Genomic DNA, 12,807 nt, shown 5'->3' with positions numbered 1-12,807 from the left:
TTATAAACTCGCTAATAAGGTATCTATCGTTTTATTTGACTCAATAAACTTGAGTCTTTTAGTCTCTAATAAATCAGCAGATATTTTATCATAATTATTTTCAATCTGATTTTTATAATGCTTAAAGCCCATTTGAGGTTTATAAAGAATTACACCATTGAGCTCTATAGAAGCTTGGATTAATTTTGGCTCGATTGGTAACGCAATAACAGGAATACCTAGAAGTACGGAATATATTACGCCATGATAACGACTAGAAAACACCATTTTATAATTACCAAATGTATCTAAAAACTCATTTATGGTCATCGAATATGGGTCCCATTCAAATGAGCTCAAGTTATTTTCTTTAATGAACTCTTTTAATTTTATATCGGGGCCAAACGTAATAAAGTCTACTTTTGAAAGTTCTAACCCTTTAACCTGTTCGAAAAGATACTCAACTGTATATTCACTATGTGTATGTTCCCAATCTCTAAGCACAACAGCAATACGTCCATTATCTTTTTTTCCTTCAGCTATCGTTTTAGATAGGCAAATATCAACAGTTTTAATTGCCTGAACATCGCCTTTTTCAGCAAAGTCCATGCTTTTATTATCTCTTAGTGAAACAAAGTTAGAGATTTTCATTCTTTTAAGTACATTTTCTTTTACTTTGGAATCGGGTAAGAATGGCCCTAAGCCAACGGCTAAATAAAACTCTTTATCATATTCAATGGGGTTAATACCTTTATTGAACAGCTTATTCTTTAATTTATTTAGTGTATAGCTTGGGTTTAATAATAGGTCCCACAACTGTTTAGAGTTTCTTGCTTTTCCAAAGTCATAGAACTGAGTCCCACCACCATATATTAGATTTTTGCACTTTGTTTTATATAAATCTTTTTTAACAATCGCTTTTGAATTTGGGTATCGTTCTGAAATGTAAGCATTATTACTTCCCCAAATAGCTATTTCTTGCTCTGAATATTTTGATAGTAATTTTGTATATATAACGTCTAATAGAGCATCATCACCAAAGTTGGAAGCTCCATAGGCTCCTCTAATCAAACATTTAAATTTATCCATTTTTAGACTCTAAATAGTATTTTTTTTCTTTAAGCAACTGATTAAATTCATCTAAGTTCTTTCTTTGCCCTATTATTTTTGCAGGATTTCCACCTACTATCGAATAACTAGGTATGTCTTTAGTTACCACGCTTCCCATAGCAATAACTACTCCATCCCCTATATTAATTCCTGGGCATATTTTTACGCCAAAACCTAGCCAGCAAGCACTTCCAATTGTTACTTTCTTTTTAATGATCTCTTCATCGTAAGGGACCAAAGTTTGTGATTCATAGTTATGATTTGCGGTCCAGATAGTCGATTGAGGACCAATTAATGTCCCTGGACCGATGCTTACTCCACCAACCCCATACCAATACGCTTCAGGGCCCACGTAACAATAATCACCAATATAAATTTTTTCCGGAAAGAAAAACTTACCTTTTGATATCAATGCTTTGTTGCCTACAAACTTAAAGTTTGGACTCTTTTTAAAGAGAGATTTTATCATTTTTATAATCATATTTTAAAAGTATCAGTATCAAGCCTATAAAACGTACTATAGCAAAAACAGTTATTGCACCAAAAATACCAAAGAAGGCAATAAGTCCCCCTCCTAATATAATTGTAAGCAGTAATTGAAACGTATATACCTTATTAAGGTAAGTATTAAGATTTCTATTAACCAGTTCTAAACGAACAAACCCAGCGAGAAAGCTAAATAACATTCCAAGTAGGATAGGACCTAAATAAAATATAACTTCTCCGTATTTTTCACTGAAAAAATACTGAACAATTAAATAAGTTACAAAATAAAACAAAAATAGAAAAAGCGATGATATTAAGAACAATATAATTATATTTTTAATTTCTAATAACGAAGGTTTATTTTTAACATAAGGTAACAATGCAGAGTTTATAGCGGTAGAGACTATCGAAACGACCGCACAAACAGTAAATGCGACGCCATATATTCCTAACTGTTTATCATCTATTTGTCCTCCATCAGTATAGTATTTTAACCACCATGTTTCTGAGCGAATCATTATTAATGATGATATTTCAAAGAAATAGAAGTTTCCGGCCATTTTACTAAATAATGAAAAATTTAGCTTGAAATTAATATGCTTTGAATAGATAAATAATAGTATTATTAAAATAACGACAGATAAATACGAATAAATATAAACTGGGTTATCGAATGAAGATAAGAAAAATAAAGCAGTAATTAAAATTACTATATTTTTAAGAGGAAGCGTAATAGCATAGCTAAAGAACTTTTTTTTACATTGTAAATTAGATAGATGCGAATCAAAAATAGATAAACAAAACCCGGTAATTAAGCAAACAATAATTAACTGGTCTGGTATTAAGCTTAAAATATATAATATTAATGCACAAACTGACAAAGCAAGCGCGATTAACATTTTTATTGATATGAACTTCCGCTCTAAAGATGTATCACAATTAAATACATAACTATTATTGATACCTACAGAAGGCAATGTAGTAGCTAATGTGATTATAGATAAATAAAAGTAAAAGTCCCCATATTCGGTTACTGATAACTCATTCATTATCACTAAAGAAGTTAAAAATGCTATAAACGCAGAAACTAAACGAGACGTTCCAACACTCAATATCGCTTTGTATAGTTTCATAGCAATTACTTTTTAATTTATTAAAACTTTAAAGAGTTTTTATTTAAAATTTTTCTTACTGATTTCATCAAGGATACGCTTAACAGCCATCCCATCACCGTATGGATTATGCGCCTGACTCATTTTTTTATATTCTGTGTCATCATCCATCAATAATTTTATTTCTCGGATGATTCTATCTTTATCAGTTCCAATTAACTTTACAGTTCCAGCCTCTAAGGCTTCAGGTCTTTCAGTTGTATTACGCATTACCAATACCGGCTTACCTAAGCTCGGCGCTTCTTCTTGTATTCCGCCTGAGTCTGTTAAGATAATATAAGCATTATCCATTAGGTAGGTAAATGGTAAATATTGCTGAGGCTCGATTAGATAAATATTATCGATACCTTTTAATACACGATTTACAGGTTCTTGTACATTAGGGTTGAGATGAACAGGATAGACAATTTGAGCATCTGGATAAGCACTTGCTATGCTTGCAAGCGCTTTACAAATATCTTCAAAACCCTCACCAAAACTTTCTCTTCGATGTCCCGTTACTAAAATTATTTTTTTATTTTTTTCTAGAAAAGGAAATTGCTGTTTAAGCTCTGCTTTTAGAGGTTCATTTAACTCCAAAATTTTTCGAATATGAAATAGTGCATCAATCACAGTATTACCAGTAACTATTATGTTTTTTTCTGGATAGCCTTCATTTAACAAGTTTTGTTTTGATGATTCTGTAGGAGCGAAGTGAAGCTTTGTTAATGCTCCTGTAAGCTTTCTATTCGCTTCTTCTGGCCACGGTGAATATATATCACCGGTCCTTAAACCTGCTTCTATGTGAGCAACTGGCACTTGCTCATAGTATGCGGCTAAACTAGCTGCAAAAGTTGTTGCAGTATCTCCGTGAACTAAAACTAGATCTGGCTTAAGTGATTTTATCACTGGAGTAAGTTTAACAAGTATTTTTGATGTTATCTCAGGTAAAGTTTGTCCTGATTTCATTATATTGAGATCATAATCTGGAGTGATTTCAAATAACTCTAATACTTGATCTAACATTTCTCGATGCTGACCTGTGACGCAAACTTTTGAATTAAATCGCTCGTCTGTAATTAATCCAGTTACAAGAGGTGCCATTTTTATAGCTTCGGGTCTTGTTCCAAAAACAGTTAATACTTTAATACTCATGAATTCACCTTTATTTATTCTTTTAAATTAATGTTTTCTTACCCAGCTTAATATTCGCCATACACGAGATAGGGCGTAGCAATAAAGAATAAATATTAAAATAAAGATAGTTAATAATATCCACTCAGATACTCCTAAATAATCTAAAACACTACCTAATAGAGCACATGTTACAGACATCAGAGCAATAATTACTAACGAGTGTTTTCTGGTACAACCTGCACGTTCAAATATATGGTGCAAATGATCACGATCAGGTTCAAAAGGCGACTTACCTTTTCTGACTCTTCGATACATTATTGCAGCCATATCCATAAGGGGAATTGCAATTAAGTACAAAGCTGTTACTGGCTTAAATGCTGCAACTTTTTCATCTGTTCCGATTAACAGAAGCCATACCACTGTAAACCCTATTAACATGCTTCCAGCATCACCCATAAATACCTTGTTCATTTGTTTACTTGGCCAACGAAGATTAAATAGTAAAAAGGCTGTGATGGCTGAAATAAATAACAAACAAAGTAAATACCATGTCGAACCAGCAGTACCCAATAGAATAGCTAAAGCGACAAAGCTAATCATACTTAACACACCAGCTAATCCATCAATGCCATCTACCATGTTAAAGGCATTTATTCCTCCAATAACCGCAATAATAGTTATAATCACACTAAGGCTATTTAATTCCACCTCAAAAAAACCAAAAATATTACCAAGGCTTTTTAACGATACATCAGCCCAATAAAACATTATCAAAGCCAATAATATTTGAACGACCACCCTAAGCTTTACGCTAAGTGAAAAGCGATCATCAAGTACACCTACCATCAAAACAATAGAAGATGTAAGTATGTAAACTTGGAAAGTATGTGTGTAATCTAAAAGCATTAGTGAAGAAATTAATACAGCAATATATATTGCCACCCCACCAACTAAAGGGACTTGTCCTTCGTGTTTTTTTCTGTTGTTTGGCGTATCAACCAAGCCCATTTTTACAGCTACAGGTTCGCAAAGACAAATAATGAAAAAACAAGTAAAAAAAGCAACCATTAGAGAGATTATATTACTCATTTGCGCGTTCTTCCCTGTGACTATCTATTTTATTGGAATCAAAATAAATCATAATTAAGCTACTCTTGGACGGGTATACAGTAGACGCACCACTACCAAAAAAATACTAATAAGAAATCCACCAATAGCCCCTAGAATACAAATTAATGCTCTACGAGGACTCTCTTTCTCCTCAGGAGCGAAAGCTGGATCGATTGTTTTAAAAATATATTCATCACGCACGTTTGCAAACATAATTGTTTTAGATTGCTCTTCATAAAGGCCGTAAAGAACAGAACGCATATCTACGATTTTGGTTGTGTTAAGCTGTTTTGTTAAAAAATCTTGGCTTTTAATTGCTTCATCTACATCGCGTTTTTTCATCTCTGTATTTATATCTAAAATAAGTTGAGTTACCCAGTTCTGAGCGACTTGAGCTGAGTAGTGTTCAATCGCGACTCTTACTAAGCCAGTCGTTTCATCCTCTTCAATGCTAAGTATTTTCGAAAAACGTTTATATGCCTCTTGCGCTGAAGGTCTTGCTTCCAATGGTGGAGCAACCTCCCTTAACCAGACCTTATTATCAACGTCATATAAATTTTTGTTATATAAAAGACTTCTCGAATTAGAATCCCATCCTTCAGCTGCCATTAAATCTGGTAATATTTGATGTTTACTTATGAATGCATCAATAAATTTACGAGATTTCATTATTTCTAACGCTAGTTGCACATTATTCCCAGCATTAGCGCTTCCAACATTTATACCGGCTAAACTAGCTATACCACCAAATTGTGATGTTAATGATGAAGATTTCTCCTGCTCTGTAGGAATAATAAGCGCTTCAGAACGATAAATATTAGGCTGATTAATCGCATAGAATATCGATAAAAGTAAAAAAGCTGCACTTAAAATAGCAATGAACCACTTGCAACGCCAAAGAATAATAATTAGTTCACCTAATTCAAGTACATCGCTTGATACATGTGACTGATTATTAGACTCAATATTTTTGACTGAACTTTCAGCGCTCACTTCATCACCTTTTTAGTTATACTTATCATATTAGAATCGACTCAAAAAATATTTATAAAAACTACTCTATATTAAAGACTACCAATTGCTGCGACTGCTACGCCTAGCTGATAAAGAATCTGCGTTGCAGTGCTCCAAAGCGTTAGCTTGTCCATGTGTCCTGCGTCCATTGGTATTACTATTGTGTCGCCTGGTTCTAACTGATCAGCATTATTTGCTGCAAACCAGCCACCTGTGTTTGGTATTTTCACTGAACCATTGGCTTTAATAATGTAAATTCGATCTTCAGCGGCACGCTCTTTAAGGCCACCACTCAAAGCAAGATAATCATCAACACTCACCCCAGTTTTGTATAGGTGCGATGTTGAGTAATTAACTTCACCAATTACGCTAATTGAATCACGCTTGCTTGGTACATAAAGTGTATCGCCATCTTGTAATACTAAGTTTTGTTGGTTATTTACAATTAAAGGTAAATCAATTACTAAACGTCCTACGGCTTCAACACTCGCGAGGTCGTTTAACAGCTTGTTCATTTCTTCATATGAAAGTGTGCTACTGCTTACAGAGTTTTGGAAGCTCTTAGAAGCTATATCACGGCGAAGCTCTGTAGATAAACGTGCTAACTGCTTTTCCTCTTGTTCTTTAATCGACGTACGGGTAAATACAGCGGCTTTTTGCTCTGCAAATTTTGAAAAGCCACCCGCACGCTCTAGCAATTCAGTAAGCGTTTCTCCTCGGCGTATTGTGTAAGTACCCGGGAATTTAAGCTCACCCTTTAGCTCAACTTTTACGTTTTCTTGCCAATTTGGTATTGCAAATACGTTTATGCTGTCTTTGCTCTGCAGTGTGATATTACTTTGTAAATCACCTTTCATTGCACTTTCAAGGTCAAGTCGTAAGTGCTCAATTTTAGACGCATCACTTGCTACTATACGTGTGATCTCAGCTTGTTTTACATAGGCAGATTCAAGCAATCCACCCGCTGCTGTTATTAAGTCTTTTACCTCACCACCAATCATTAGTGGATAAATACCAGGGAAAGTTACATTCCCGCTGATTTCAACTAATTGCATAGCTTGTTGCACTGATGCTTGCTGCTTAAATTTAGCAATAATCGGCGCTAACAAGTTATGGCGGCTAAATAATGCATAATCTTCAGGTTTGAGTTCTTGGTCTTCTTCTTCTTTTGCTTTGCGTTTAGAAATTTCAGCAATCGTTAGTATTTTGTTGTCTTCAAGAACAAGTTCTTCGTCTTCTTGATTAATACCAATATATTTTTCAAACTCTTTTTGCTCAAACTTATGCCACTGCTCTGCTTTTTGTTGCTGCTCTTGCTGCTCTTGGCTGAGAGCCATATTTGTTAATGCAGATAACTCAGCTTCTTTTTCTTCAAAACGACTAAATATAACAATTTTATCATTACTCTGAAGCTGTAAGTTATTTTCTGGATTTTTAATAATAGCTTGGGCTACATCAAACTGATGCGCTTCAATATCGCCATTAATATTGATTTCACGGATTACGAGTCCGTAGCTTAAATCGGCTTGCGGTAGTAAGTCACCTCGCACTGATTTAAGGATATCTGAAATACGCTTACCTTCATGCCATTGATAATTACCAGGGCGAGCAGCAGCACCGATTAAGCTAATCGAATTTTGGTATTGAGAGCTAACTGAATTAAAACGAATGCGATCGCCATCTTGTGGAGTATAGTTAATTTGTGGTTTTGAGAAATCTACCGACAGCACTTCTTTACGATCGAAATTAAAGCGCTCTACAATTGCGCTCTTAGCGTACGCATTTGGTTTAAGACCCCCAGCCATAGCTAGTAATTGCTTGGCAGACTCACCTTTTTTAAGTTCAAATATAGCAGGGCGTTTAACCGCGCCTTCAACTCTGACTTGAGCACCAACCGATGGTATAAATACAGCATCACCAGGCTTTAGTACTATGTCGTTGCTGCTATCGCCATTAATAAGTAGGTCGTATAGATCGAAGTTTGCAATTACTTTTCCTGCTCGCTTAACTTGAATATTACGTAACGATGCAATATCAGAAACACCACCACTTACAAATAATGCGTGCGACACAGTTGTTAAAGAAGACACGCTATAACTACCAGGTTTGTATGCTTCACCTAATACCAATATACGCATACTACGAAGCTGCCCAAGCGATACGAAGGCTTTTACCCCTATCACTTCTTGTTCTACTTTTGCTTTCACTAACTCTTTAATTTCTGCAAAAGTTAAACCCGCGATCTCAACAGGGCTTAAATCAGGGATACTTAATCGCCCTTCACGATCAACTATTACTTCATAGCTATTGCTTTCTTTCCCATATAAGTTGATTTTTAACTGATCGCCTGAACCTACAATATATGTGTCGGGAACTGCCGCGTTTTCGTTTGGCATAAATGTTGTTGGTTCACCAGCAAACAGCTCGTAACCAAATGGTTTTAATTCATCTGTTTTAGGCTTAAAACGTTCTTCGTCTGTAAGCTCTTCTTTTTCTGGCTCTGTGCGCTCACCAATACTATTTTGCTGCTGCGTACTATTTTGATTGTTAGATTGATTTGTTCCAGTGATCGTAGATATATCAACACCATACTGCTCAGCTAGAGCTTCTTGTTGAGCTTTGGGTAACTTTTTAAATTGCTCTATTTGAGAAGGTGTTGGCGTAAAAGCCAAAGTACTAAAACTACAAAGTAGAATAAAAGCACTAATAAATTGCGTAAAAACTTTCACGAGTAGGTATATCCCTAGGTCTACAACCAAAATTGATGGCTATAATACATTAATTTTGAGCAAATAAAAAAGGGACTTTCGTCCCTTTTGTCACTTTAGTGTCATTAACTTAGTTACATTGGTTAAAAACTGTAAACCAGAGTAAATGATGTTTCTGTGTCAGTGCTTTCTTTGTCGTCAGCAACATCTGAGTTGTTAGTGACATTAAAAGCGACTTTCATTTGTAATGAGCCGTTTATTTTTGCAAGTAATGCAGTTTCAGAGCGAGTTTTAGTGTTTGTTTCACCATATTCAACAGCAACTAATTGCGTAAAACGTGCATTTTCAGAAATTTGCCAGTTGTAATCTAATTTACCTAAGGCAATTACTTCACCTTCAAATTCACCAGCAAGAGAGTTACCGTTATCATCTATTTCAGTGCTGTCATCTGGGTATTCAAAATATTTATAACCAGGACCAACTTCGGCACTTAACCACATTGTTTTTTCGTTTAATAAACGTAGACCATAACCTGCAGAAATTACTGACTCACTTCTATATGCTCCAAAATAATCTGAAACGTGTGAACCATAAATGAATAGATGAGAATGATCTTCATTTAATTTGTAATTACCTTGCGCAGAAATAGAGTACTTTTCATTAGTACGCTGCTTGTTTTTGTCGCCGTTAGCATCTTCAACTTCATCTTCTTTGTAAATGCCATCTAGTTTATATTCATTGTTCCATTGTTCAAGGTTGTGCTGAACCTTAATACCACCTTTAAGCGTGGTTGTTTCTGTATTACCGCTTGTGATAATAGCGCCAAGCTCACTGGTAACTTCCCACGTTTTTTGTTCTGTGTCTACGTCTGCAGCAAATGCGTTAGTTGCAGCAGAGGCTGCAACTAAAATTGATAAAAGCTTTAATTTCATTAAAAAATAACCTTTGTATAAAATGTGTATCTATTTTATTAAACCGCTACTTGTAAGAGCAAGCAAAACAACTCATTAATTACGTTAAAAATTTTCATGCAGAGAACTCCACATGAAAATTTTATATTTTTGAGTTGCTTTACTACTGCAACAATTAAGACGAGCTTTAATTAAATAGGTATTTAAAATTAGTCTTGCTTGTGAAAATGAACATCCATTTGTGGAAATGGGATTGCAATATTTGCATCATCTAATGCAATTTTAATATTTTCCATTAATGACCAGTAAGTAGGCCAGTAATCAGCAGCGTTAACCCAAGGACGAACAACAAAGTTTACGCTAGAATCCCCTAACTCGTTTACAGCTACGGTATAAGCTGGATCTTTAAGTATGCGTGTTTCTGCATCTAATACAGACTTCAATACTTCTTTAGCTTGACGTAAATCAGCATCGTAACCAACGCCAATAACTAAGTCGATACGACGAGTAGACTCTCGCGAGAAGTTAGTAATAGCGCCAGACATTATTTGAGAGTTTGGTACGATGATTACTTTATTATCTGGAGTACGAAGTTCAGTTGAGAATATTTCGATTTTCTTAACAGTACCCATTTTATTACCTGCTTCAACAAAGTCACCAGACTTGAATGGGCGAAGTAAAATAATAAGTACGCCTGATGCGAAGTTAGATAATGAACCTTGTAATGCTAAGCCAACAGCTAAGCCTGCAGCACCTAAAATAGCAATGAACGAAGTTGTTTCAATACCAATTTGCGAAAGTGCCATTAAAATAGTAACAGCAAATACAAGTGTGTACACAATGCTTGAAACAAACGACCCTACAGCTTTATCTACTTTCTTTTTAGCAAAACCTTTTTCAGTTAAGTTAGAACAAAACTTAGCGATACGACTACCAAGCAAAAAGATAACAAGCGCAACAACAGCTTGTATACCGTAGTGTAAGATTAGGCCTGAGTTATCGTTAAGCCAATTAAGTACTGAATCCATATTTACTCCAAATGTTTTTTATTAAGCGTTTTCCGAGCATTATTATACATTAATTTACAATTTATTCTCATAGAATAATGAATTAATACTATTAAAGTCGCCTATATTCGATTTTTCGCGAAGGTTATGCGACAAATATGTTACTTAATCCCCGTAAATATTAGCTGTCTAACACTGATTAAATTTGTTTATTTAAATTATTTTAATTTATTTCACTTTTAGACTTCACAACATTTATTATTTTATGTATTATGCGCGCCACACCAAACAAGGTGTGTGTAGTGGCGGTTGTAGCTCAGTTGGTAGAGCCCCGGATTGTGATTCCGGTTGTCGCGGGTTCAAGCCCCGTCAATCGCCCCACTTTTTCTCCTAGTAATCCCTTATTTATATTTTAATAATTCCCCTAAATTATCTTTTTTAATATTCTATACAGCATACCTAAGCTTTGTTACCCAAATTAATATTTTAAGCTAAATTAGTTTATCAGCAACCTCTCCCCTTTAATTAGTTTAACTTGAAGATTTATTAGCAAGTATTTAGCCTGCAATTAAATAACATTTATTTAACCAATGTGATTACATTGGCTGTACTTAAGTACAAAAAGTGCTAGATTTTTAGTACTAATACCAACCTGCATAAATATTTGAGCAACTTAACGAATTAAATTTCACTAAAACGTTGTTAAAATTTTTTATTTAGAACAACTAGATACAAAAATTTCCGCCTAGTTCTAGCGTGATTTTCTTAACGTTAAATAGACCTCACACATAAGCAGATTGGTATAACATCACTTTATTACAAAACATCAAACTTCCTATGGGATATAAAATTAAGCATGATTAAACAGCTTTTAAGAAATTTACTATGTAGTTATTTGGCCTTAATAAGCTTTAGCTCATTGGCTCAAAGCAATGATGAATATGATAATCTATTGATTGAACTGCAAAAATTAGTTTCTGAAAAGAAATATACTCAGGCTTACGAAAAAAGTAACAGTGAATTTCAATACTTAGGTGAGCCTGTTTATGATTTTTTACTTGGGGTTTCTGCGCTTAAAACAGGAAATGCGGCACCTGCTGTATTTGCTTTTGAACGCGTGGTTGAAAATAACCCTAGATGGTATGAAGCTCGCTTGTACTTAGTTCGTGCTTATTTAACCGTTAATAATTTACCTGCTGCCGATACTCAAGCTTTAATACTGATTAACTCACCTAACACACCTAATAACATAAAATCTTCGGCACAGTCGTTACTTGATACAACCACACTTAAAAAGCAAGAAGCTGGGCGTTCTTATAAGCAAAATATTGAGCTTGCACTTGGCGTTGATGGCAACGTAAATGCGGGTACGGCAGAAAATACGATTATAATCCCTAATATTGGTGAATTTTTATTATCGCCAGAAAGTAAAAGTACGCAAGACAACTATGCGCGACTAAATTACAGAGGAAAGTACTCTCACCCTATAGATCAGAAAAGTTTAATCACTTTGAGTGTTAATACCGGGTGGTACAAGTTTGCAGAACTCAGCCAATACGATCGTATAAATGCGCATATTAATGCTGCCTATCAATATAAACAAAATGACATAAGTTGGTTTGCACAAGTATCGACGACTCCATTAATGCTTGATGGCGATCTTTATCGTACTGAATCAGCTTTAACAGCAGGTGCTAGTTATAAGCTGAATAAACAAGTTAATTTATTTAGCTCTGCGACTGCGGGTGTTTTAAATAATAGATTTGATGAAAAGCTCAATAATTCGTTTTATGCAATAAACGCAGGAGCTAGCTATGCAACTAAGCAATGGTTTCAAAGTTTAAGTGTTAACGCTAAAAATGAAGAAGCCGATATTACTGAAGGTGAATTTAATAGCCGTAATATTACGAGTTTGTACTACCAAGTGAACACTCAACTAGCTCAACATTGGCAGTTGTTATCTCTTGCTGGATACCAATGGATTAATTATAAAGATGATCACCCTTTATTTTTACAAGAACGTGCCGATAACCTCTTTATGCTCTCAACTTCTGTTCGCTACTTAGTTAATCGTGATTTAGCAATACAGTTGGCTGCCAACTATCAAGATAAATCCAGTAATATTTCTTTATTCGAATATGACCGTTTAGATATCAATTTAAGCGCTTCTTACTCATTTTAATTTAAGGTATTT

Annotated in this window: 10 protein-coding genes and 1 tRNA gene; 2 read left to right on the top strand and 9 right to left on the bottom strand. The window is 34.7% G+C overall.

Annotated elements, in window-relative coordinates:
• The 9 genes from PARC_RS02505 to PARC_RS02465 form a co-directional block, all read right to left on the bottom strand.
• Positions 1–1,068 (bottom strand): polysaccharide pyruvyl transferase family protein, encoded by a 1,068-nt coding sequence (locus PARC_RS02505; protein ID WP_010554141.1) that lies wholly within the window; start codon positions 1,066–1,068, stop codon positions 1–3.
• On the bottom strand, positions 1,061–1,558 hold the full coding sequence (locus PARC_RS02500; RefSeq protein WP_238142562.1) for an acyltransferase: 498 nt from the start codon (positions 1,556–1,558) through the stop codon (positions 1,061–1,063). The genes PARC_RS02505 and PARC_RS02500 overlap by 8 nt, the downstream gene beginning before the upstream one ends.
• Entirely contained in the window at positions 1,539–2,708 is a 1,170-nt protein-coding gene (locus tag PARC_RS02495; RefSeq protein WP_010554139.1) for an oligosaccharide flippase family protein, read from the bottom strand. The genes PARC_RS02500 and PARC_RS02495 overlap by 20 nt, the downstream gene beginning before the upstream one ends.
• A 39-nt stretch (positions 2,709–2,747) precedes the next feature.
• Positions 2,748–3,881 carry a non-hydrolyzing UDP-N-acetylglucosamine 2-epimerase gene (wecB, locus tag PARC_RS02490; protein WP_010554138.1) on the bottom strand — a complete coding sequence of 378 codons (1,134 nt, stop codon included), beginning with the start codon at positions 3,879–3,881 and terminating at the stop codon, positions 2,748–2,750.
• Positions 3,882–3,908: 27 nt separating this feature from the next.
• Positions 3,909–4,952, bottom strand: a complete 1,044-nt coding sequence (gene wecA, locus PARC_RS02485; protein WP_010554137.1) for a UDP-N-acetylglucosamine--undecaprenyl-phosphate N-acetylglucosaminephosphotransferase — start codon at positions 4,950–4,952, stop codon at positions 3,909–3,911.
• Between the two features lie 54 nt (positions 4,953–5,006).
• Positions 5,007–5,966, bottom strand: coding sequence for a Wzz/FepE/Etk N-terminal domain-containing protein (locus PARC_RS02480; protein ID WP_010554136.1), 960 nt, complete (start codon positions 5,964–5,966; stop codon positions 5,007–5,009).
• A 71-nt stretch (positions 5,967–6,037) separates the two neighbouring features.
• Entirely contained in the window at positions 6,038–8,716 is a 2,679-nt protein-coding gene (locus PARC_RS02475; RefSeq protein ID WP_010554135.1) for an SLBB domain-containing protein, read from the bottom strand.
• A gap of 122 nt (positions 8,717–8,838) precedes the next feature.
• Positions 8,839–9,627, bottom strand: coding sequence for a DUF481 domain-containing protein (locus PARC_RS02470; protein ID WP_010554134.1), 789 nt, complete (start codon positions 9,625–9,627; stop codon positions 8,839–8,841).
• A gap of 188 nt (positions 9,628–9,815) precedes the next feature.
• Complete coding sequence (locus PARC_RS02465) at positions 9,816–10,634, bottom strand: mechanosensitive ion channel family protein (protein ID WP_010554133.1); 819 nt, start codon at positions 10,632–10,634, stop codon at positions 9,816–9,818.
• 284 nt (positions 10,635–10,918) lie between these two features.
• On the opposite strand from PARC_RS02465, the gene PARC_RS02460 reads away from it, so the two are divergent.
• A tRNA-His gene (locus PARC_RS02460) sits at positions 10,919–10,994 on the top strand.
• Between the two features lie 475 nt (positions 10,995–11,469).
• A complete protein-coding gene (locus tag PARC_RS02455; protein WP_010554132.1) occupies positions 11,470–12,795 on the top strand; it encodes a surface lipoprotein assembly modifier in 1,326 nt (441 codons plus the stop codon).
• Positions 12,796–12,807: the final 12 nt, after the last annotated feature.

The sequence above is a fragment of the Pseudoalteromonas arctica A 37-1-2 genome (genome assembly GCF_000238395.3).
Lineage (GTDB): Bacteria > Pseudomonadota > Gammaproteobacteria > Enterobacterales > Alteromonadaceae > Pseudoalteromonas > Pseudoalteromonas arctica.
Note: the sequence above shows the minus strand (reverse complement) of the source record. Positions and strands in the feature narration are given on the sequence as shown.

What these genes read in the sequence shown, in the direction of transcription:
- PARC_RS02465 (WP_010554133.1), bottom strand. Translation starts at nt 10,634, where the DNA reads ATGGATTCAGTACTTAATTGGCTTAACGATAACTCAGGCCTAATCTTA.
- PARC_RS02505 (WP_010554141.1), bottom strand. Translation starts at nt 1,068, where the DNA reads ATGGATAAATTTAAATGTTTGATTAGAGGAGCCTATGGAGCTTCCAAC.
- PARC_RS02500 (WP_238142562.1), bottom strand. Translation starts at nt 1,558, where the DNA reads ATGATAAAATCTCTCTTTAAAAAGAGTCCAAACTTTAAGTTTGTAGGC.
- PARC_RS02495 (WP_010554139.1), bottom strand. Translation starts at nt 2,708, where the DNA reads ATGAAACTATACAAAGCGATATTGAGTGTTGGAACGTCTCGTTTAGTT.
- PARC_RS02455 (WP_010554132.1), top strand. Translation starts at nt 11,470, where the DNA reads ATGATTAAACAGCTTTTAAGAAATTTACTATGTAGTTATTTGGCCTTA.
- wecB (WP_010554138.1), bottom strand. Translation starts at nt 3,881, where the DNA reads ATGAGTATTAAAGTATTAACTGTTTTTGGAACAAGACCCGAAGCTATA.
- PARC_RS02470 (WP_010554134.1), bottom strand. Translation starts at nt 9,627, where the DNA reads ATGAAATTAAAGCTTTTATCAATTTTAGTTGCAGCCTCTGCTGCAACT.
- wecA (WP_010554137.1), bottom strand. Translation starts at nt 4,952, where the DNA reads ATGAGTAATATAATCTCTCTAATGGTTGCTTTTTTTACTTGTTTTTTC.